This is a genomic window from Vibrio chanodichtyis (assembly GCF_028863985.1).
GTDB lineage: Bacteria > Pseudomonadota > Gammaproteobacteria > Enterobacterales > Vibrionaceae > Vibrio > Vibrio chanodichtyis.
Genome location: NZ_JARBFT010000015.1, coordinates 1 through 22,067, shown reverse-complemented (window position 1 = coordinate 22,067; position 22,067 = coordinate 1). Strand labels below are relative to the sequence as shown.

General features: G+C 48.0%; 22 protein-coding genes and 1 tRNA gene. 10 read left to right on the top strand and 13 right to left on the bottom strand.

Going from position 1 to position 22,067, the window contains the following annotated elements:
- Positions 1-10 precede the first annotated feature (10 nt).
- Both rraB and PUN32_RS12275 read left to right on the top strand, forming a co-directional pair.
- On the top strand, positions 11-433 hold the full coding sequence (gene rraB, locus PUN32_RS12280; protein ID WP_274723482.1) for a ribonuclease E inhibitor RraB: 423 nt from the start codon (positions 11-13) through the stop codon (positions 431-433).
- Positions 434-579: 146 nt separating this feature from the next.
- Entirely contained in the window at positions 580-1,395 is an 816-nt protein-coding gene (locus PUN32_RS12275; protein WP_274723481.1) for a glycosyl hydrolase 2 galactose-binding domain-containing protein, read from the top strand.
- Positions 1,396-1,591: 196 nt separating this feature from the next.
- On the opposite strand, the gene PUN32_RS12270 is transcribed toward PUN32_RS12275, so the two are convergent.
- The 5 genes from PUN32_RS12270 to argR form a co-directional block, all read right to left on the bottom strand.
- Positions 1,592-1,975, bottom strand: coding sequence for a DUF2061 domain-containing protein (locus tag PUN32_RS12270; RefSeq protein ID WP_274723480.1), 384 nt, complete (start codon positions 1,973-1,975; stop codon positions 1,592-1,594).
- Between the two features lie 149 nt (positions 1,976-2,124).
- Positions 2,125-2,562, bottom strand: a complete 438-nt coding sequence (locus tag PUN32_RS12265) for a universal stress protein (protein ID WP_274723479.1) — start codon at positions 2,560-2,562, stop codon at positions 2,125-2,127.
- 89 nt (positions 2,563-2,651) lie between these two features.
- Positions 2,652-5,234 carry a TRAP transporter permease gene (locus PUN32_RS12260; protein WP_274723478.1) on the bottom strand — a complete coding sequence of 861 codons (2,583 nt, stop codon included), beginning with the start codon at positions 5,232-5,234 and terminating at the stop codon, positions 2,652-2,654.
- A 308-nt stretch (positions 5,235-5,542) separates the two neighbouring features.
- Positions 5,543-6,511 carry a TAXI family TRAP transporter solute-binding subunit gene (locus tag PUN32_RS12255; protein WP_274723477.1) on the bottom strand — a complete coding sequence of 323 codons (969 nt, stop codon included), beginning with the start codon at positions 6,509-6,511 and terminating at the stop codon, positions 5,543-5,545.
- A gap of 324 nt (positions 6,512-6,835) precedes the next feature.
- Positions 6,836-7,306 carry a transcriptional regulator ArgR gene (argR, locus tag PUN32_RS12250; RefSeq protein ID WP_274723476.1) on the bottom strand — a complete coding sequence of 157 codons (471 nt, stop codon included), beginning with the start codon at positions 7,304-7,306 and terminating at the stop codon, positions 6,836-6,838.
- Between the two features lie 324 nt (positions 7,307-7,630).
- Between argR and mdh the strand changes: the two genes are divergently transcribed.
- Positions 7,631-8,566: a malate dehydrogenase gene (mdh, locus tag PUN32_RS12245; protein ID WP_274723475.1), complete on the top strand. Its 936-nt coding sequence runs from the start codon at positions 7,631-7,633 to the stop codon at positions 8,564-8,566.
- A 180-nt stretch (positions 8,567-8,746) separates the two neighbouring features.
- On the opposite strand, the gene ispB is transcribed toward mdh, so the two are convergent.
- On the bottom strand, positions 8,747-9,718 hold the full coding sequence (gene ispB / locus PUN32_RS12240) for an octaprenyl diphosphate synthase (protein WP_274723474.1): 972 nt from the start codon (positions 9,716-9,718) through the stop codon (positions 8,747-8,749).
- 266 nt (positions 9,719-9,984) lie between these two features.
- On the opposite strand from ispB, the gene rplU reads away from it, so the two are divergent.
- From rplU to folA, 6 genes are all read left to right on the top strand, one after another.
- Positions 9,985-10,296 carry a 50S ribosomal protein L21 gene (gene rplU, locus PUN32_RS12235; RefSeq protein ID WP_045569813.1) on the top strand — a complete coding sequence of 104 codons (312 nt, stop codon included), beginning with the start codon at positions 9,985-9,987 and terminating at the stop codon, positions 10,294-10,296.
- Positions 10,297-10,316: 20 nt separating this feature from the next.
- The gene (rpmA, locus tag PUN32_RS12230; RefSeq protein ID WP_166013735.1) at positions 10,317-10,577 is read left to right on the top strand and encodes a 50S ribosomal protein L27; all 261 of its coding nucleotides are present in this window, start codon (positions 10,317-10,319) and stop codon (positions 10,575-10,577) included.
- 208 nt (positions 10,578-10,785) lie between these two features.
- Entirely contained in the window at positions 10,786-11,958 is a 1,173-nt protein-coding gene (cgtA, locus tag PUN32_RS12225) for an Obg family GTPase CgtA (protein ID WP_274723473.1), read from the top strand.
- A 125-nt stretch (positions 11,959-12,083) separates the two neighbouring features.
- A complete protein-coding gene (locus PUN32_RS12220) occupies positions 12,084-12,845 on the top strand; it encodes a threonine/serine exporter family protein (protein WP_274723472.1) in 762 nt (253 codons plus the stop codon).
- The gene (locus PUN32_RS12215) at positions 12,845-13,318 is read left to right on the top strand and encodes a threonine/serine exporter family protein (protein ID WP_274723471.1); all 474 of its coding nucleotides are present in this window, start codon (positions 12,845-12,847) and stop codon (positions 13,316-13,318) included. The genes PUN32_RS12220 and PUN32_RS12215 overlap by 1 nt, the downstream gene beginning before the upstream one ends.
- Before the next feature lie 37 nt (positions 13,319-13,355).
- The gene (folA, locus tag PUN32_RS12210; protein WP_274723470.1) at positions 13,356-13,841 is read left to right on the top strand and encodes a type 3 dihydrofolate reductase; all 486 of its coding nucleotides are present in this window, start codon (positions 13,356-13,358) and stop codon (positions 13,839-13,841) included.
- An 89-nt stretch (positions 13,842-13,930) separates the two neighbouring features.
- On the opposite strand, the gene PUN32_RS12205 is transcribed toward folA, so the two are convergent.
- The 6 genes from PUN32_RS12205 to lptD all read right to left on the bottom strand — a co-directional run bounded on the left by PUN32_RS12205 (position 13,931) and on the right by lptD (position 20,695).
- Positions 13,931-14,734 carry a symmetrical bis(5'-nucleosyl)-tetraphosphatase gene (locus tag PUN32_RS12205; RefSeq protein WP_274723469.1) on the bottom strand — a complete coding sequence of 268 codons (804 nt, stop codon included), beginning with the start codon at positions 14,732-14,734 and terminating at the stop codon, positions 13,931-13,933.
- A gap of 10 nt (positions 14,735-14,744) precedes the next feature.
- Complete coding sequence (gene apaG / locus PUN32_RS12200) at positions 14,745-15,125, bottom strand: Co2+/Mg2+ efflux protein ApaG (RefSeq protein ID WP_274723468.1); 381 nt, start codon at positions 15,123-15,125, stop codon at positions 14,745-14,747.
- 71 nt (positions 15,126-15,196) lie between these two features.
- On the bottom strand, positions 15,197-16,012 hold the full coding sequence (gene rsmA / locus PUN32_RS12195) for a 16S rRNA (adenine(1518)-N(6)/adenine(1519)-N(6))-dimethyltransferase RsmA (protein WP_166013728.1): 816 nt from the start codon (positions 16,010-16,012) through the stop codon (positions 15,197-15,199).
- A 13-nt stretch (positions 16,013-16,025) separates the two neighbouring features.
- Complete coding sequence (gene pdxA, locus PUN32_RS12190) at positions 16,026-17,018, bottom strand: 4-hydroxythreonine-4-phosphate dehydrogenase PdxA (RefSeq protein ID WP_274723467.1); 993 nt, start codon at positions 17,016-17,018, stop codon at positions 16,026-16,028.
- Positions 17,008-18,303 (bottom strand): peptidylprolyl isomerase SurA, encoded by a 1,296-nt coding sequence (surA, locus tag PUN32_RS12185; RefSeq protein ID WP_274723466.1) that lies wholly within the window; start codon positions 18,301-18,303, stop codon positions 17,008-17,010. The genes pdxA and surA overlap by 11 nt, the downstream gene beginning before the upstream one ends.
- Positions 18,304-18,352: 49 nt before the next feature.
- The gene (gene lptD, locus PUN32_RS12180; protein ID WP_274723465.1) at positions 18,353-20,695 is read right to left on the bottom strand and encodes an LPS assembly protein LptD; all 2,343 of its coding nucleotides are present in this window, start codon (positions 20,693-20,695) and stop codon (positions 18,353-18,355) included.
- 160 nt (positions 20,696-20,855) lie between these two features.
- Between lptD and djlA the strand changes: the two genes are divergently transcribed.
- Positions 20,856-21,722 (top strand): co-chaperone DjlA, encoded by an 867-nt coding sequence (gene djlA / locus PUN32_RS12175; protein WP_274723464.1) that lies wholly within the window; start codon positions 20,856-20,858, stop codon positions 21,720-21,722.
- A gap of 268 nt (positions 21,723-21,990) precedes the next feature.
- On the opposite strand, the gene PUN32_RS12170 is transcribed toward djlA, so the two are convergent.
- A tRNA-Asn gene (locus tag PUN32_RS12170) sits at positions 21,991-22,066 on the bottom strand.
- Position 22,067: the final 1 nt, after the last annotated feature.

The window sequence follows — 22,067 nt, the reverse complement described above, 5'->3', positions numbered from 1 at the left end:
GGAGCACATTATGTCTCACCAAGATGATTATTTATCGGTAGAAGAGTTAATCGAGATTCAAAAGGAAGAGACGCGCGATATTATTCAAGCGCTGCTTGAAGATGGCAGTGATCCAGATGCCTTATATGAGATCGAGCACCATCTGTTTGCCGAAGAGTTCGATAAGCTAGAGCAAGCGGCAGTAGAAGCGTTCAAAATGGGCTTCGAAGTGGTTGAAGCGGAAGAAACCGAAGATGAAGATGGCAATAAATTGCTGTGTTTTGATGCCATGATGCAAACGGCGTTGGATGCGAATCTTATCGATGAACAAGTGGCCAAACTGGTTAATCTCGCCGAGAAGTTCGATATTATTTACGACGGTTGGGGCACCTACTACGAGGGCGAAGACGCTCTGTTTGGTGATGAAGACCAAGATGAAGATGATGAGAATTAAGTTTCAAATCACTGATACCAGCCGCATGGCTGGTATTTTTTTGACTGAGATAGCTTGCTGTGGGCGGTAATGGCTGTGCTACATCGGCGCGGCAATCGATTAAACTTCGGGTATAATACAAGCAAATCAACCGCAATTGGAACGCTATGCAATTCTCTCTCGCCGGCCCTTGGCAACTTTCCCCACTGACGGATCTCTCTATCCCCCAAGATGATATTACGTTTCCTGCTCCGTTAAGTCTTGTGTTACCCGCTACCTGCAGCGAGACCGAGATCGTTCGGCAAGAGTGGCATTTGATGCATGATATTGAGGTTGATGAGGCGCTACTGAGCTTTGTGGCGATTGATGTGGTATTAGCTGGGATTGAACACTATGCCGAGGTTCGTCTGAACGGCGTTGCACTGTTTGACTGTGACGGCTCACAAGCGGTATATCGTAAAGAGATTCGCCAATGGTTACAGTTGGGGCGTAACCGATTTGAAATTTTGTTTTTACACGCCGATGATGAGTCGTTGTTGGATGAACCGGTTGCGGCGCAATGTCGTTTGGATCAGCCAGCCAGCTTTGTTGAGCATCAGCCCTTAGTTCATGATCCGCGTGTTGGGATCTGGCAAGCGCCTTACTTACAAGGTTTGCGTCATTTGCGCCTAACCCATGTTTCGACTGAACAAGTTTGGCATCATGGCGGCTGTGAGTTGTTGGTTAACCTGTTTTTTACCACTTATGCCTCAGGGCTGGTGGCAGCGGCAGTTAAATTTGATGGGCGCACTTATCAAGTGCCAATTGATATGCGTAGCAATCATGCCAGCGTACTATTTCAAGTCGATGCACCGAAAATTTATGATCAAGCTCAGCCTAATGCACAAGATCTGTATTCGATCTCCGTGCAGCTCGATGGGCAAACCCAGCATTTTCAACTGGCGCTAAGTGAAGCGCATTGTGTGAGCCATTTTCCGTTATAACGACGCACGTTTGCCTCTCGATTAAGGCTATCAACCCGATAGCCGGATATCCCCTTCCTACTTGAAGCTGCAATGGTGTTGGTTAGGTTCGTTCACCCCAATCACATAGTCACATAGTTTGCCTATGCTCATGAGCACTCACTTGCCGCCTACCTGCAACTCCAAGTTGTTTGAGTATAAAACCTGTTCGTGTGATTTAATGCGAGCAGCCTAGATGCCGAGCATGTTTAGTTTGCCAAACTTTTTCGTGCAAGTAATAGGCACAAGTATTGATGCTAGGCTCAATCATCGCCATCACTCCACCCACCAACCAACTGCCGGTCAATAAATAAGCTACCCCAAATGCAACCGTAAAGTGAATAGCTGCAAAGCTGATGGTTTTGATGCGGGTATCGGCTGCAAAGCGCTGTAAAGTGACCGAGTTTAACCAAGTTTTTTCGTGGAAATAGAAGGCAACGGTATTGACCATCGGCTCTAACATTGCAATTAAGCTACCCAGTAGCACATCACCGGTCAGTAGATAGGCGACCGTAAATGCGATGGTAAAATGTATGGCGGCAAAACTTAAGGTCTTTTTCATAATCTCATCCACCTGATGCTGAGTGATGTAATAATTATTGATAACTATTCTCATTAATTCAAGGTGGAAAAACCAATCAATCTGATAGGTTTTGATCAATAAAAAAGGCGCATATTGCGCCTTGATTAAGCCGTGACATTCGGTGTGATTTAACCTTGTGGCTTGACGACCAACACATTGACGGGGGAGTGCTCAACCACTTTGCTCGCTACGGATCCGAGCATGACTTTATCAATTCGTGAGCGCTTGTGGCTTGGCATGACAATCAGATCCACGCCTAAACGCTCAGCGTAATCGAGAATAGTGGTGTAAGGTTTTCCTTCCGCGATATGCAGCTGGTAATGCTGTGACGGCTCAATATGCTGTTCAGCAAACGCTTTGAGTTGGTTATACACATCATGCTTCATCTGTGCTGCGGCATCTTTGGGAAAATAGGTTGCCACCATCGACATATGAATGCCAGGTAATACGTTGAGTAAGTGCAGTTCGGCATTAGCATGTTTAGCGTGCCAAAGAGCAAGTTGCAGCGCTTTATCGGCAAAGCCTTGTTCATTCAAATCCACTGGTACAAGAATATGTTTATACATGGCACTCTCTATGGTTTATGGCCGATCTTGGTCGCTTTGGCTGCCAAGATCGGGCTGCGCTAATGAATTAGCTGGTTAGGTGATCAGATTCAGGCATATTGCTGCTGATCCTGCCGCTTTAGCCGCCGTTTTTGATTCCATGCGAGCAGCATTGTCAGTAATAGTGCTGGAATAAAGACCCACTCTTTCATTGGGCGATCACTGGCGACCACCACTGAGCGAATTTCCCAATCAAAGTCGATGCCTGCCGCTTCCGCTGGACTGCCAAATTCGACCATTTCTACCAGCATGCGATTTTTCTGGTTAATCAGAGTCAGTCCCATTGAGGCGATCCGCTGCGGTGCGCCAACTGCGCGATCGTCAAACGGGAGTTGCACGGTTTTAGAACTGTATTCACCTTTAATATTTTCACCCGCCACCACCAGACGTATCGGTTGACCCACTGGTGCTTGCTCGACAATTTGCTCTAATTTGGTACCGGCATACATCACTTGAGCTGGATAGATCATGTCCCACCAGAAGCCAGGGCGGAAGAAACTAAAGGTCAGCACCAGCAAGGCGATCACTTCCCACCATTTGGTTTTGGTTAGCCACCAGCCTTGCGTCGCGGCGGAAAACAGCAACATCGCAGTGATCGAGGAGATAATCGTCAGTAACAAATGCCACCAACTATGGATTCCCATCAGCAGTAGTTGAGTGTTAAACACAAACATAAATGGCAGGATTGCGGTGCGAATGTCGTAAGTAAAGCCTTGAATACCAGTGCGGATCGGATCGGATTTGGCTATCGCTGCTGCGGCAAAAGCTGCTAAGCCGACTGGCGGCGTATCATCGGCCAAAATCCCGAAATAGAACACAAACAGATGTACGGCGATCAGTGGAATGATCAAACCATGCTCAGCGCCTAAGGTCACAATCACTGGGGCCATCAAGGTTGAAACCACGATGTAGTTGGCGGTGGTTGGCAGGCCCATACCTAAAATCAAACTGATCACGGCGGTAAAAAGCAGCATCAACAGCAGATTGCCACCAGAGATAAATTCAACAAAATCGGTCATTACCAGTCCAATCCCGGTGAGCGTGACCACGCCAACCACGGTACCCGCCGCCGCGGTTGCCACTCCGATCCCAATCATATTACGAGCACCAGAGACCAAGCTTTCTAATAAATCGCTGATGCCTTGCTTAGCCGCGGCAGTTAGCTTACCGGTGCGGTTAAATAGTGCCATTAGTGGACGCTGGGTGAGTAGAATGAACACCATAAACATGCTGGCCCAGAATGCCGATAAGCCTGGAGAGAAGCGTTCGACCATTAAGCACCACACTAAAACTACAATCGGTAACAAGTAATGCAGACCTGATTTGAGCGTGGGAGCGACATCGGGGACGAACTGTAAATCCTCATCAAGAGCTAAGCCTTGCTGGGCATAAGGCGCAGAGATTTTGACTAGCCCGACATAGGTGACGAGCAATACGATGGCTAGCAGCGGTGTTGCCGCCGCGCCAAAGGCTTGTTTGGTCCAGCCAATGCCGTAGTAAACTAAGCCGCTAATGAGGCATAAGCCGAGGATCGTGGCGCTCAATGCGAGCAGTTTTTCGGTGAGTGTGGATTGATGAAGGCGTGGTAGACCTTGCATCTGCGCTTTACATGCTTCGAGGTGCACGATGTAAATAAGCGCGATGTAGGAGATCAGCGCGGGTAGAATGGCGGCTTTGATCACTTCGACATAAGAAATACCGACATACTCTACCATTAAGAAAGCGGCAGCACCCATGATAGGTGGGGTGAGCTGGCCATTGGTTGAGGCCGCCACTTCGACCGCCCCTGCCTTACTGCCAGGAAATCCAACGCGTTTCATCAATGGAATGGTAAAGGTGCCTGTGGTCACTACGTTGGCAATTGAAGATCCTGAGACTAAGCCAGACAGGCCGGAGGCAACCACTGCTGCTTTAGCAGGGCCACCACGCATATGGCCGAGCATTGAAAATGCGACTTTAATAAAATAAGCCCCAGCGCCAGCTCGTTCGAGCATGGCACCAAAAAGCACAAACAGAAAAACAAACGAAGTTGAGACCCCGAGAGCGACGCCAAATACCCCTTCGGTGGTTAGCCATAAATGTGACATCGCTTTATTCAAGCTGGCTCCTTTATGCGCGACCACATCCGGCATATAAGGGCCAAAAAAGGTGTAGCATAAAAACAGGGCCGCCACCATCATCAGCGGTGGGCCTAACGCGCGGCGAGTGGCTTCCAGCAGCAGTAACATTCCGACCACCGCCGCCAGTACATCCCATGAGGTTGGTGCGCCAGAACGGCCGGCTAATTGGCTGTAAAACAAATAGATGTAAGCGGCGGAGAAACTGCCGGCTAGCGCTAACAGCCAATCGATCCACGGGATATGATCGCGCGGTGAGTGCTTCATCGCTGGGTAGGCAGTGAAAGCGAGAAACACCGCAAAAGTTAAATGAATCGATCGCGCTTGGGTATCGTTGAGGATGCCAATATTGAAGATAAATGGTAGCGGTGACGCGTACCAAAGTTGGAACAGCGACCAACTCAGTAGTACCAACCACAGCACTTTTCCGGCGAAGCCTCGTGGAGCTCTGGCTCCGGTTTCGGCTTGTGCCACCATTTGTTGCACCTCTGGTGACGGTGTTGTCGTTTGCATCATGCACCTTATCCTTATTCTTGATCTTCCATAAGCTTATGATCGGCACGGTGATGTATCCCCTTGCTACTTGAAGCTGCAGCGGTGTTGGCTACGTTTGTTCACCCCAATCACATAGTTTGCCTATGCTCATGGGGACTCACTCACTTGCCGCCTACCTGTAACTCCAAGTTGTTTGGGTATAGTACCGAAAAGCTGCAGCACCAAAACAAAACGTGATGCTAATGAGGAGGCGATAGCCTCCTCTTTTTTATTGAAATTATGTCGGTAAAAGGTGGTGTTCGATTGCCATCGGCCACCACCTTGAAGGATTACTTCAGCAACCCAACTTCTTTGTAATATTTAATCGCGCCAGGGTGGAGCGGGATCGAGTTACCCGCCGTGACCATGTCCTCTTTTTTCAGGTTGGCAAACGCTGGGTGTAACCGAATAAAGGTATCGAAGTTGTCAAACACCGCTTTGGTCACGTTGTACACCACCGCTTCAGAGACATCTTCGCTGGTGACTAAGGTAGCGGCAACCCCAAAACTTTTCACTGCTTGATCGGTACCGTTGTACATACCCGCAGGCACTTCGGTGTAAGCATAGTAAGGGTTATTCGCGACGATTTTTTCGATTTCAGGACCAGTGGCGGGTACTAATTTTGCGCCACAAGAGGTTGCAGCTTCTTTGATCGATCCATTCGGGTGACCAACCATGTAAATAAAGGCATCAATCTTATTATCACACAGTGCTTGTGAGCGCTCAGAACCTTTCAATTCTGCTGCGAGTTTAAAGCTGTTATTGGTCCATCCAAAGGCATCCATCACCACTTGCATGGTGGCGCGATCGCCAGAGCCTGGGTTACCAATATTTACTCGTTTACCGGCCAGATCTTTGACATTTTCAATGCCAGAATCCGCACGAGCAATGATATTGAACGGTTCGGTGTGCAGTGAGAATACCGCGCGTAATTTTTTGTATGGGCCTTGCTCGGAGAGTTCACTGGTACCGTTATAGCCATGATACTGCCAGTCGGATTGAACAATCCCGAAATCTAACTCACCAGAGCGAATAGTATTGACGTTGTAGATTGAACCGCCTGTAGACTCTACCGAACAACGAATGTTGTGATCTTTACGATCCTTGTTGACCAATCGACAGATAGCGCCACCCGTTGGGTAATAGACCCCAGTGACTGAACCTGTACCTATGGTAATAAAATCTTGTGCGCAGGCGATCCCTGAGCCGATAACTGTGGCAGCGATTGCGCCAAGTTTGATGATATGAGTGAGTGACATGAATTTCCCTTCCTTGATTGGTGATATATCCCCAAGTGCCGCATGGCGATAGCTTTCCTGCCTGAGAAACCTTGCGTTATGCGACCAAAATCGTGCTAATGCTCTGGCAGCATACCAAAAAAACTACCGAGAATTACATTGTTGTTAAGAATTAGCGGGCGATTAACGTATTTATTGGTGAGCAAAACAGGCCATGAGTTGCAGTTATAATTGTTTTATTTCATGTGGTTATGGAATCTTATCGCTAAGCGAGAATGTTCCTAAGATGTGATTTTGGTCACATGGCAAAAGGTGACCAAAATCATCGGTTCAGTAAGCAGTGCGCTAGCCTGCGTATTCGAACAGTTCACACACTGAACGGAATAACTCTTGCACCGGAACATCAATCGTTGGGGTGATGAAAATGGTGTCATCACCAGCGACCACGCCAAGAATACCTTCTGATTTGCCTAATGAATCGAGTAAACGTGCGATCAATTGTGCAGCGCCAGGGCCCGTTCGGATCACTACTAAGGCATTGTTGTAATCGACATCCAGCACCAGCTCGCGTAGTGAGCTGCTCACCGTCGGTACACCAAGTTCAGCGGGTAAGCAGTAGACCATCTCCATCTTGGCGTTGCGAGTACGTACCGCACCAAATTTGGTTAACATACGTGATACTTTGGATTGATTGATATTTTCAAAGCCTTCATTTTTCAGCGCTTCGACAATATCGCCTTGTGAGCCAAAACGTTCTTCTTTTAATAGGGCTTTGAAGGCTCGAACTAGGTTATCTTGTTTATCTACGTTACGCATGATTCTTCTTAATAGAGTTAAATGACCGATTTGTGCATATTCTCGCATATCTATGCATGATATACCAAATGATGCGCTAAATTTGCCCTCTCTGTCACTGTAAATATTTTTTATATTGGGTTAAATCAGGCGATAACTCTTTGTGTAAGTTGAACATTGACTGATAATCGCCTTCTATGCTGACACATCTTTTAGCCGTGTTGCGTGAGCTCGCAAAGCTGACGTTAAGTGATTGTAATCAGATAGTGGTTACTATAGCGTTTGATAGTCAGATACCGAATTACCCTACAAACTTATAAGAGATTACTCTCAAGGAGATTTACGATGAAAGTTGCTGTTATTGGTGCCGCTGGCGGTATTGGTCAGGCTCTTGCACTGTTACTCAAAAATCGTCTTCCAGCGGGCTCTGATTTGGCGCTGTACGATATTGCGCCTGTTACGCCGGGTGTGGCGGCGGATCTGAGTCATATCCCGACGCCTGTTACGGTGCAAGGTTATGCGGGTGAAGATCCTACTCCAGCGCTCGACGGAGCAGATGTGGTTTTGGTTTCGGCCGGTGTGGCGCGTAAACCTGGGATGGATCGTGCGGATCTATTTAATGTCAATGCCGGGATTGTCAGAGCATTGGCCGAAAAAATCGCAGTGGTGTGCCCAACCGCGTGTGTTGGCATTATCACCAATCCAGTTAACACCACCGTGCCGATTGCTGCCGAAGTGCTGAAAAAAGCTGGTGTGTATGACAAGCGTAAATTGTTTGGTATTACGACCTTAGATGTGATCCGCTCAGAAACGTTTGTCGCAGCTTTGCAGAACAAAGATCCAGGCCAAGTGCGTGTCCCTGTGATTGGTGGCCACTCTGGTGTGACCATTTTACCGCTGCTGTCACAAGTTGAAGGGATGAATTTGACGGAGCAAGAAGTGGCTGCACTGACCAAGCGGATCCAAAATGCTGGTACCGAAGTGGTAGAAGCCAAAGCGGGTGGCGGTTCTGCAACTCTTTCGATGGGGCAGGCGGCATGCCGTTTTGGTTTGGCCTTAGTGAAAGCGTTACAAGGTGAAGCTGATGTGGTTGAGTATGCGTATGTGGAAGGTAAGGGCGAGTATGCTCCGTTCTTTGCTCAACCGATCAAGCTCGGTAAACATGGCGTAGAGCAACTGTTAGACATCGGCCCATTGAGTGCTTATGAGCAAGCGGCGCTAGATGGTATGCTGGAGACGCTCAACAGTGATATTCAAATTGGGGTTGAGTTCGTTAAGTAAATAACACTCAGTGTCGATTGAACTTATTGATTGAAAATACCGCTCGTGATGAGCGGTATTTTTTTGTGCAAGCTTAATGTAGATGGTGCTTGACTCTGCAGCTCAGCAGCATTGAATCGCGCTTCGTCATTTCAATGTCACGTGAGCTTATCTCCTAGACTGGATGTGATAAACCACGCTTTATTTGCTGCGATTGACCGCCATATGCGCGAGCGCAATCAGCGCTTGCTTATACTCGCTGTCGGGTAACACCGCCAATTGTGCAATCGCTTTGTCCGCTTCATGCTGAGCTTTGCTGATGGTGTATTGCAAAGCGCCAGTTTGCTCCATTACCGCTAAAATTTGTTCGAGACGTGATAGACCATTGGCTTGTTCGATCGCGGCACGGATCATTGCCGCTTGCTCGGGCTCTGCGTGCTGCATCGCATACAGCAGTGGCAGCGTCGGTTTGCCTTCGGCCAGATCATCACCGACATTTTTACCCATCTCTTCACCGTCGGCGGTGTAATCCATCACATCATCAATTAATTGGAATGCAGTGCCGAGATACTTACCGTAATTTTGCATTGCCAGCTCTACTTGCGGTGAAGCATCACACAAAATCGCGCCAATTTGCGTTGCTGCTTCAAACAGACGGGCGGTTTTAGAGTAAATCACCTGCATATAGTTAGCTTCAGTGGTGTCAGGGTTGTTACAGTTCATCAATTGCTGAACTTCCCCTTCCGCGATCACATTCACCGCATCACTCATCAGCTTGAGGATCTTTAACGATCCTAATTCGGTCATCATCTGAAAAGAGCGGGTATAAATAAAATCGCCGACTAACACGCTCGCGGCATTGCCAAACGCCGCATTCGCGGTCGCTTTGCCACGGCGCAGATCGGATTCGTCAACCACGTCATCATGCAACAGGGTCGCAGTATGAATAAATTCTACAAAAGCGGCGGCGGTCGTATGATGAGAGCCTTGGTAACCGAGAGCTCTGGCGGATAAGACCGCTAACAATGGACGTAACCTTTTGCCACCACCACTGATGATATAGAAACCAAGTTGGTTGATGAGGGAGACGTCAGAATTGAGTTGAGCGTGAATCGTTTCGTTCACTTTTGCCATGTCATTGGCAGTAAGCGCTTGGATAGCTTTAAAATCCATCGTAAATCCGGCTGATATAAGAGCGTATAAGGCATTTAGTCTTCTGGAATCGCTGCATAATACACTAAAAATTATTGATTAATACATGGCTTAAAGGCATGATTGCGGCACTTTTGTTTGGCGATTAGCTTTTCGCCACTTTTTTCAAAATATGGCTTGTCATAGGCACATCATTCACGTAGAATCTGCGCCCTATTGATGATTAGTTTAGCGCACACCCTTATCGCAAATGTAGCATAGGCTGTGCGGAAAGAGCGGAGTAAAATATGTACGCTGTTTTCCAATCTGGTGGTAAACAACACCGTGTAAGCGAAGGTCAAACCCTTCGTTTAGAGAAATTAGACGTTGAAACTGGCGCAACTGTAGAATTTGATAAAGTTCTGCTGGTTGCTAACGGCGAAGACATTAAAGTAGGTGCTCCTCTTCTTGAGGGCGGTAAAGTAGTTGCTGAAGTGGTACAACACGGTCGTGGCGATAAAGTAAAAATCGTTAAGTTCCGTCGTCGTAAGCACTCTCGTAAGCAACAAGGTCACCGTCAGTGGTTCACAGAAGTGAAAATCACTGGTATCAACGCTTAAGTTATTAGGAGAGTTCAACAATGGCACACAAAAAAGCTGGTGGTTCTACTCGTAACGGCCGCGATTCAGAAAGCAAACGTCTAGGTGTTAAGCGTTTCGGTGGTGAATCTGTACTTGCAGGTAACATCATCGTTCGTCAACGTGGTACTAAGTTCCACGCTGGTACTAACGTAGGCATCGGTAAAGACCACACTCTATTCGCTCTATCTGATGGTAAAGTGAAGTTCGAGGTTAAAGGTTCTAAAAACCGTAAATTCGTTAGCATCGAAACAGCTGAATAAGCAACGTTTCTTGATGAATTCAAAAGCCCTGCCGTTTGGTGGGGTTTTTTATTTATCAAAAGTGTGGTCGACCCTAGACCCTAGACCCTAGACCCTAGACCCTAGACCTGAATGCAGCCTGATCCAAGCAGGTGATTATTTTCTGGGATCTACGTTCTCAGGTTTACTAGACTGATTAAGATTTCCCACGACATTGAGTGGAGGAAAAATGAAATTTGTTGATGAAGCGGTAATTAAAGTCCAAGCGGGCGACGGCGGTAACGGTGTTGTGAGCTTTTGGCGCGAAAAATTTGTCACCAATGGCGGCCCTGATGGCGGCGATGGTGGTGACGGCGGCGATGTTTACATGCTGGCCGATGAAAACCTTAATACATTGATCGACTACCGTTTCCAGCGCTTCTATGAAGCAGAGCGTGGTAAAAATGGTGGCGGCGGTAACTGTACTGGCAAATGTGGTAAAGACAAAGTGCTACGCGTGCCAGTCGGTACTCGTGCGGTGGACATTCACACCAATGAAATCATAGGTGAAGTGGCTGAGCATGGCAAAAAAGTCATGATCGCGAAAGGTGGCTGGCACGGTTTGGGTAATGCCCGTTTTAAATCGTCAGTCAATCGCTCTCCACGCCAAAAAACCATGGGTACCAAAGGTGAAGTCCGCGATATTCGCTTAGAGCTGTTGCTGCTGGCGGATGTGGGTATGCTCGGTATGCCAAATGCGGGTAAATCGACCTTTATTCGTGCGGTTTCTGCTGCGAAACCTAAAGTGGCGGACTATCCGTTTACCACTTTGGTGCCAAGCTTAGGCGTCGTTAGCGTATTGCCAGAAAAGAGCTTTGTGGTGGCCGATATTCCGGGCTTGATTGAAGGCGCGGCAGAAGGGGCCGGTTTAGGTATCCGCTTCTTGAAGCACCTTGAACGCTGCCGAGTATTGCTGCATGTGATCGATATTATGCCGATTGATCAAAGTGATCCTGCGCATAATGCCTTGACCATTATTGATGAGCTCGAGCAGTACAGTGAAAAACTGGCCAGCAAACCACGTTGGTTGGTGTTCAATAAAGTCGATCTGATACCGGAAGATCAAGCCGACCAAATCATCCAAGACATCATTGATGCTTTGGCATGGGAAGGCGAATACTTCAAGATTTCAGCGGCTAACCGTCAAGGGACCAAAGAGCTGTGCATGAAGCTGGCTGAATTTATGGATACCTTGCCAAAAGAGACATCACAGCCAAGCGAAGCCGAAAAAGTCGATTTTACCTGGGATTACCATCAAAAAGATGGTTTGGCTGGTCGTGAAGTGATCACCGAAGATGATGACGATTGGGATGATTGGGACGACGAAGAAGATGACGGCCACGTTATCTATGTACGTGACTAAATCACCGAACGTTAATGCCGCAACTTTGTTGCGGCTTTTTTGTGTCTAAATCATATTTCTCGCTCGCCGTTTCAGGCACACTAAGTGCCACTTTTGGGCGTTGTTAGGTGTTTAGGAAAGGAATCATGGAAGCCAAACAGAGAGCCGTTTCTCGTTTGATTGCCCAGGCAGGGCAGATGTTATTAGCGCATGGCGCGGAAAGTACCTTAGTCGGCGATATTATGCGCCGAATTGGCCTTGCCAGTGGTATGAGTGAAGTCGAAGTGTCTCTTTCGGCCTGCTCTTTGGTGGTCACCACCGTTTATCATGAGCATTGCATCACGACCACCAGACGTAGCCCAGATCGCGGCATCAACATGCGCGTGGTGACCCAGATCCAACGGATCTGCATCATGATGGAAAAGGGCGTGCTTGATTACCGTTTCGCTCAGAAAAAAATCAATCAAATTAGTCCGGCACGCTATAACCGCTGGTTAGTGGTGGTGATGATTGGTTTGTCATGTGCAGCATTTAGCCGTTTAGCGGGCGGTGATTGGATGGTATTTATGATCACTTTGATCGCATCCAGTGTTGGAATGATCGTGCGTCAAGAGATCGGGCATCGCCAATTCAACCCACTACTCAATTTTACTGCGACCGCTTTTGTCACCTCGGTGATTTCGGCGCAAGCGGTGGTTTATCAATTGGGTAATAAACCGACCATAGTGATGGCTTCGTCAGTATTGATGCTGGTGCCCGGTTTTCCTCTGATTAATGCGGTGGCTGATATGCTCAAAGGCTATATCAATATGGGGATTGCGCGCTTTGCGATGGCCAGTTTACTGACGTTAGCGACCTCACTTGGGATTGTGGCAGCAATGAGCGTGACAGGGATCTGGGGGTGGTAATGTTAAGTTGGGATCTAGGGTTGGGATTGCTCAACGATATGTTTTTTGCAGCAATACCAGCGGTTGGCTTTGCGTTGGTGTTTAATGTGCCGCAACCAGCGTTGAAGTACTGTGCTCTTGGCGGTGCACTGGGTCATGGCTCGCGCTACTTGATGATGCAGTTTGGGATGCCGATTGAATGGGCAAGCTTTTTTGCCGCGACCCTGGTGGGTATGGTTGGGGTTTATTGGTCACGGCGCTTTCTCGCTCACCCCAAGGTCTTCACAGTGGCGGCACTGATTCCTATGGTGCCAGGGGTGTTTGCTTTTAAGGCGATGATTGCATTAGTTGAAATGAATCAGCTTGGCTTTTCGGTCCAACTGATGGAAGCATTATCGGAAAATTTTCTCAAAGCGATGTTTATCATCGTCGGTTTAGCGATTGGCCTTGCTGTGCCTGGGCTACTTTTTTATCGCCGTAAACCGATTATTTAATGGCTAGTAGATTGCTAGCGTAAAAGGTAACCCAAAAATGATGATCAGTATGATTGCCGCCATGGCAGAGCAGCGCGTGATTGGTAAAGACAATCAGATGCCGTGGCATTTACCCGCCGATTTTGCTTGGTTTAAACGTTGTACTCTAGGCAAACCGGTGATCATGGGCCGTAAAACTTACCAATCGATTGGTCGACCTTTACCGGGGCGGCACAATATTGTGATTTCGCGCGATGCGAACTTACAGATTGAGGGGGTGGATGTGGTCACTTCAATCGACGCGGCATTAGCCAAAGCCGGAGCGGTTGACGAAATCATGATCATTGGCGGTGGCAGCTTATATGCAGCGTGTTTACCGTTAGCCGATAAATTGTATCTCACGCAAATTCATGCCGATCTCGAGGGTGATACGCAATTTCCAGAGTGGGGCAGTGAGTGGCTAGAGTGTTATCGTGAGCACTATGCGGCCGATTTAAATAATGCTTATGCGATGGATTTTGTGATTTACCAACGCAGATCTTGAGCCAGCTCAATCGCTAACCACCGGTTTATTAAGGGTTAATATTGATCGATTCAACTCCCCCCGCTGATGGGCGGGGGAAGAATTTGGCGTTAGCGCGCGGCTTGGGTAAAGTAGCGTTTATCTTCCCAGCGCAGCATGGTTAAACTGCCCCCCCATACGCAGCCAGTGTCGAGTCCGATCACCTCTTGGCTGGCATAGCCTTCCAAAGCCGCCCAATGGCCAAAAATCACTGTTTTTTCCAGCTTGATCCGTTGAGGTAATTGAAACCAAGGCAATAAGTGACCGTCAGTCACTTGTGAGGGAGGGAGCTTACAGTGCATATCTAACCGACCATCGGGGTAGCAAAATCGCATCCGCGTAAAGGCATTGATGATATAACGCAGGCGATCGAAGCCTTGTAACGCTACGTGCCATGCGTCCGGCTGATCGTGATACATCTGCGTAATCAGGTTAGGCCATTGTGGGCCGCGTAACACTTGTGCGACCTCTTGTGCGGCTTGGCGTGCCGTGGCTAAATCCCATTGTGGGGAAACTCCGGCATGGCACACCACAAATTCGGCATGTTCCGCTAGTAATGGTTGTTGGCGTAGCCAATCGAGTAATAATGGCGCATCTGGTGCAGCAAAAATCGCTTGAGTTTGATCGCGGCGTTTAGCGGGGTGATTGCCGAGCGCCACCGAAAGCAAATGCAAATCATGATTGCCGAGCACGACTTGCGCGGCCTCACCTAATTGGTAGGCGAAGCGTAATGTCTCGAGTGATTTCGGCCCTCTAGCCACTAAGTCACCCGCAAACCATAGTCGATCTTGGCTTGGATCAAACTGGACTTGATCGAGTAGCAGTTGTAGCTCGTCAAAACAGCCTTGAATATCTCCGACGATGTAATTAGCCACATAAACTCCGTTAATTCAATACATGAGGAACCGCGAGGCGAAACGGTTCAATTTCGACCGTGAACGATTCACCTTGTGCATCGACCATTAAATAATGCCCCTGCATCACCCCGATAGGCGTCTCTAATACAGTGCCACTGCTATAGGTGTATTCATCATTGGTGGCAATATAGGGCTGTTCGCCAACCACCCCTTCACCTTCTACTGCAATCTGTTTGCCATTGGCATCGGTGATCAGCCAACGACGACCTAATAGCTGTACCGTTTGCGGGCTGAGATTTTTAATCGTGATCAGATAAACAAACACAAAGCGTTGATATTCAGGGTTAGACTGCTGCTCAACGTAGCGAGTCTGAACCTGAATTTTGATGCAGGGAAGCGAAACATCCATGAGCGATTCCTCGGTTGAGTGGGATCTCTACGCTGATAAAGCAAGGACGACTAATGTCGTCCTTGCTTTAATTATGCGTGAGTTGACGGCTGTGCATCAAGCCAGTTGGCGAGTGCCACAAACTGGGCCAAGGTCAAATTCTCAGGTCGCATACTCGGCTCGATACCGAGTTGTTGCAGGGTTTCTGGTTCGACTAAGCCTTTGTAGCAGTTACGCACGGTTTTACGACGTTGGTTAAAGCCTTCACGCACTACCCGATCTAGCCAAGTTAGGCTGGTCGCTGGGTGTGGTAAATCTTCATACGGCACTAAGCGCACCACCGCAGAATCAACTTTTGGTGGCGGTACAAACGCGGTAGGTGGCACTTCAAGTACTGGCACCACTTTGCAGTAGTATTGCGCCATCACTGTTAGGCGGCCATACGCTTTACTGTTTGGGCCTGCCGCTAAACGGTTGACCACCTCTTTTTGCAGCATAAAGTGCATATCTTGAATATCACGATGGAATTCAAAAAGGTGGAACATCAGTGGCGTTGAGATGTTGTATGGCAAGTTACCAAAGATACGCAGTTTATGGTTAGGTTTAACCAATTGCTTGAAGTCGAAACGCATCGCATCGCCTTCATGGATGGTCAGTTTGCTCGCCAACTCAGGGTGATTGCGTAAACGCTCTGCCAGATCGCGGTCAAGTTCGATCACGGTGAACTTATCGACTTCACGCCCTACTGGCTCTGTGATCGCTCCCAATCCTGGGCCGATCTCTACCAAGTTTTGTCCAGGCTGTGGATTAATTGCCGACACAATTCCATCAATGATGTAAGGATCATTAAGGAAGTTTTGACCAAAGCGTTTGCGCGCTTTGTGCCCTAAGTGGACATCATTTCTCATAGTGTTCTCGAAGTTATTGCGCTTTTTTATCAACTAATTCAATTGCGTAAGCTAATGCCGTCCATAAGCTTCCTGTATCAGCTTGTCCGGTGGCGGCCAGATCGAGCGCCGTACCATGGTCAACTGATGTGCGGATAAAGGGCAGACCTAAGGTAATATTTACCGAGCGACCAAACCCTTTATATTTAAGCACTGGCAGGACTTGATCGTGGTACATACCAAGGATCGCATCTGCTTGCTGTAAGTATTTTTCACTAAAAATAGTATCGGCTGGCATTGGGCCAACCAATTGCATGCCATATTGCTCACGCAAACGCTGTAGGGTAGGAGTGATAGTTTCAATCTCCTCCATGCCTAATACACCGTCTTCACCTGCGTGGGGGTTTAAACCACACACGTAAATTTTCGGCTCAGCAATGGCAAATTTCTCGACTAAATCCTTGTGGAGAATGTGAATGATCTGCTCTAGACGTTCACAGGTTATCGCTTGTGGCACTGCAGCTAACGGGAGATGAGTCGTGACTAAAGCGGTACGTAAGCCTTCTGTAGCCAGCATCATCACCACTAGAGGGGTATTGGACTGTTCAGCAAAAAATTCAGTGTGACCGCTAAACGCGACCCCCGCTCGGTTGATCACCCCCTTGTGCACAGGGCCGGTGACAATAGCATCAAATTCGCCATTCATACAGCCTTTTGCCGCTCTTTGCAGCGTTTTTAATACATAATGGCCGTTAGCGGGGTTGAGTTGGCCGGCGATGACGGGCTCAGCGAGTGGGATATGCTCAACCCATAGCGTGCCTGCTTGATGTGGTAAAGCTGGATGATCAGCTTGATAATCAAGCAGTTTTACTTCAATTCCCAGCAGGGCAGCACGTTGACTGAGCAAAGCTTTGTCGGCACACACCACCAGTTGATGTGGCCAATCGTGAGTAGACAGTGCGAGCGCTAAATCTGGGCCAATTCCCGCCGGCTCACCGGCGGTCACGATAATCCGCTTACAGCTCATCCTTATCGTCCTTCAATACTTCAACAAAGGCGCTGGCACGTAGCTCTTGCAGCCATGCGCTCGCTTCTTCATTGAACTTACGATTGAACAAAATGCGGTATGCACGGTTTTTCAGCGCAGCATCGGTGCGATCCACTTCTCGGCGATCCAGCACTTCGACAATATGCCAGCCATGTACGGTTTGAAAAGGCGCACTGATTTGACCTACCGGTAAGGTTTCGACTTGGTGTTTAAATTCAGGCACATACAGATCTGGCGTTTGATAGCCCAATTCACCTTTTTGTGCGGCTGAACCTGGATCTTGGCTATATTGTTGCGCTAGTTCGGCAAAGGTGGCTTCGCCACTGTTAATCCGCTGGATCAATTCATTGAGCTGTTTTTGCGCCCCTTCATCACTGAGAATAATAGTCGGTTTGATGAGGATATGGCGCGCGTTCACTTCGGTGACGGCGACGGTTTCTAAGCCTTTCACATCATCAATTTTTAGAATGTGGAAGCCACCACCGCTGCGAAATGGGCCAATAATGCTGCCTTTATTTTGCAGCTTGATTTGATCGGCAAAAATGGTCGGCATCTCTTCTTTGCGCATCCAACCCCAATCACCACCTTGTAATGCCTTAGGTCCTTTCGAATAGGTGTAAGCCAACTGGGCAAAATCAGCCCCATTTTGCAGCTCGTCGACCAGTTGCTTGGCTAACGTTTCTACTTGAGCTTTTTCTTGCCCATCTTCAACACGCAGTTGGATATGGCTGATTTTATATTGCACCGTCGCATCGGTTTCTTGCGCCAGCAGCTCGGCTAGGGTATCCACTTCAGCGGGCAAGATATTGATCCGACGACGAACCAGAGCGTTGCGTGCTTCACTGGCCGCCATCTCTTTGCGGACTTGTTCACGAAATTCCGGGTAAGTCAGGCCTTCTTGGGCGACGGCAGCAATCAGTTGTTCTTGAGTCTGCTGGTTATTGCTGGCGATCTCTTTGATCGCTTCATTTAAGCGGCTATCATCAATTTTCACCCCAACTCGGTCGGCTTCTTGCTGCTGCAAAGTATCAATGATCAGCTTTTCGAGCACTTGCTCGCGTAGCACACTTTCTACAGGCAATGCTTGATGACTTTGTTTGGCATTGGCTTTTACTGTTTTGAGTGCGCCATCGACATCACTTTGTAAGATCACGCCGCTATTGACGATGACCGCAACGCTATCGAGTGCTTGTGGTTGTGCGTGAGCATTGAATACAGTCAGTGCACTGATAACGCTAATTAGTGTGGTTTTCCACAATTTCATGGGCAGTCCTATCTGAAAGTTTTAGCCTGAATCCGCTCAGGCGAATAAATTAGTTATTAAGGAAGAATGGGCGACCATAACCAAGCGAATTGCCAGCGCTATCAACCCCAGTCATGCTCGAACCCGCTCCGATACTGGTACCAAAACCAATAATGCCGATATTGAAGCTGAAGTTGTTTTCATAGATCGGGCTCGCGTAAGGGTCGGTCACAAAGTTACCATTCCAGCTTTTCAGTTGATTGCTGTAGGTAAAGCCCATGTACCAACAATCTGAGGTATAGGTGAGGTTGGCTAACCACTCTAAAGCTTGCTGGGTGGTTAGGTCATAATAATATTGACCGCTGGCTTTCCAGCGTCGATTAATCTGATAACCCGCCAGCAGACCAGCCTGAGAAATCCCATCTTTGGTAATATCATCAATATTGGCAATGCTATCCCCAACCGTATTACGGATGTAATCTTTGGCAACATAGCGGTAGTTGCCTTGCAGGTAGCCGTCAGTAAAGCGGTACTCTAAGGTACTGTTGCCCAGTTGAATATCTTGGGTATCAATATCGTATTGGATGCCGCCGTGGTAGAACAGATAATCGGCAAAGTTAAAGTCCATCTCGACCGCCCACGCCGAATAGCTCGACTCTTGATCGCCATTGCTATTGGAGGGGTTGAGTTTACTGTCGAGGTAGAAAATTTGGCCAAATGCGATGTTGAGCCGCTCTTTATAAGCGTCATCAAAAAAGCGGCTTGAGGCTCCGTAGCTAATTTGGTTGGCCGACTTAATATGGTCGACCCCACTGTATTTGCGGCTACGGAACAACCCGTAATAGTCAGTTTGCAGCATGGTCGAATCGTAGAGAGCGATATTGCTCTGATCTTGCTCTGGCACGTACAGATACTGAATTCTTGGCTCAAGCGTCTGGGTATAGCTATCGAGCAGGATAGTATCGCGCTCAAGTACGATACCGGCACCCGTTCGAAATTCTGGGATCACCCGAGTGACACTCTCTTCGAGTTTGCTATCGGTGGTGTTATCCAGATCTTGTTGATAATAAGTACCAAGTAGCCGTGCTTCGGTGGTCCAGTTACCCCAAGTATTGCTGAACGGCATTTTTAAACCAGGCTCAATATGAACCCGAGTCGCTGACGGCTTGCCTTTGGCATCGGTTTCAAAGCGCGAAATATGGCTGATCAAATCGAGATCCAAGTATTTCATCAGTTCTGGCGCGTAATAGTTATAGCTCAGTTGTGGCATTAACCGATAGGGTAAGTTGGTGCTGGTGGTATCATTGGTCAGCAATTGAAAATCACGCACTAACAGTGACGAATCCCAGTTTTGGGTACGATAGGTCGCGCGCCCTTCTTGGATTAATTGACCATCTTCACGTTTACCGATCCCCGAATCTAAATCAGAAAAATAGTTGATATCGCTGACTTTCGAGTAATCAATCTCAAACTTCCATGCCTGTTGGAAAATCCCACTGTGTTCATATTGCACCGCCCAACGATTGCCTTGTTCGACATAGAGTTTATCGTCGGGTAAAAATTCAGCCTTAATTTGGCCACGCCCAAAATCACTCAAATAGCGGAATTGGCTATTTAATTGCGTGCCGCGCTTTTGCATGTAGATGAAGGTGGTTTCTAAATCGTAATTGGGCGCTAAGTTCCAATAAATCGGCACTTCAAGCTCATAACCATTGCGAGAGCCATAAGAGGCGGTCGGGTAGAGAAAGCCGGTTTTACGGGTATCGCCGATCGGCACCGTCAAATAAGGCAGATAGAAAATCGGTACATTTTGCACTTCAAGGCGTGGATTGTAGAAAGTGGCAATCTCTTCATCTTGGTCAACATCAATGCTGGAAGCTCGCATACGCCAAGCATTATCCCCATCTGGACACGAGGTTATCGAACCATCTTCAATTTCGTACACGGTTTTACCGGTTTTAGACACAAACACCGCTTCACCTCGTCCCGGTTCGCATAAGAACTGGTAACGGGTATTTTCGAGCGTCATTTGATCGGTATTGAGATGGTTGGTGGCTCGGGTCGAGTGGGTTTTGATTTGGCCATCGCTAAACTGTACATTACCTTCAGCGACCACTAAGTTCTCTTGCTGATGCAAAGTGACATTGTCGGCGGCAATTCGCTTGTTACCTTGCACCACCACCACATTGCCCGAATAGGTTGCTTGCTGACCATTGATTGCCTCTAGCTTATCCGCTTCGACATTGATAGGCTGTTGGCCTGGATTAGTAGGCTCTGGCGGATTAATTAAGCACTGCTCACCACTGAGCTGTGGAGTGTGATGGTCATCGACACCTGCTTCTGCTTGTATCTGAGGTGCAAATAGCGCAGCGCTAATTGAGGCGGCTAAAAATGTGCGGGAGAAGCATGACATTAGGTTGTACTATCCTGTTGAGCTTAATGGCCTGTTGAACTGGATGGATTCCGAACTTAGGAGCCTGAAACATAGACGTTCCTTATCATAAAGGAAATTGACGCATCCGCCACTATCAGACCGCTTCACTCCAGAAAAATTCATAGATTGAGAGCACATAATGCATATTTTTGGAAAAATATTGGGCGCTTTTTTTGGCTTCCTATTTGGGGGACCTTTCGGCGCAATTTTTGGGATCTTCCTTGGTCATCAATTTGATAAAGCTCGTCGTTTAAATCAGGCTGGTTTTCAACCTGGTGCTGGCGCTTTTGGCGGAGGCCCCAGCCAAGCGGAGCGGCAAGAGCAATTTTTTAAAGCCGCTTTCTCGGTAATGGGGCACGTCGCCAAAGCGAAAGGGCAGGTAACTCAACAAGAAATTCAGCTTGCGACCATTATGATGGATCGCATGAATTTAACCAGCGAACAAAAACGGGCAGCACAAGAGGCTTTTCGTGAGGGAAAAGAGGCTGATTTTCCTCTCGAACCGGTGCTAGAGCGGGTGAAGATTGCTAGCGCTGGGCGCTTTGATTTATTACAGTTTTTCCTTGAGCTGCAAATCTCTGCCGCATTTGCCGATGGGGATATTGACCCTAATGAGCGCAATGTATTGCACCGTATTGCGCGTGGGTTAGGTTTTTCGGCGGATCAGCTTGAGCGGCGTTTGCGTATGCAAGAAGCGGCGTTTCGCTTTCAGCAAGGTGGTGGTTTTGGCGGCGCGGGTTCACAGCAGCAAAACCAGCGAGGCCAGCAGTGGCAAGCCTCTTCAGCGCGAGATCATCTTGCCGATGCTTATGAATTGCTTGGCGTTACCGACAGCAGTAGCGCGCAAGAGATCAAGCGGGCTTATCGTAAGCTGATGAATGAACACCATCCGGATAAATTGATGGCCAAAGGTTTACCACCGGAAATGATGAATATGGCGAAAGAAAAATCGCAGCAGATCCAATCCGCCTATGAGTTAATCCGCAAACAGCGTGACATTAAGTAACTTGCAGTTTCAACGAAGGTAAAAAAGGCAAATCATTCGGTTTGCCTTTTTTTATCGGCGCAAATGATGGGTAGGAAACGAGGGCGAGTATTTGTGATGGATATACTCTTCTTACTGGAAGCTGCAGTGGTGTTGGCTAGGTTAGTCACCCCAATCACATCGTTGGCCTATGCTCACTCACTGGCTCACCGTCTTCCTGCAACTGCAAGTTGTTTGGCTATAAGTTGCAGATAAAATAAAACCCAGTCAAAGACTGGGTTTTGAAAGGTGGCTCCTCCTGCTGGGCTCGAACCAGCGACCTGCGGATTAACAGTCCGTCGCTCTACCGACTGAGCTAAGGAGGAA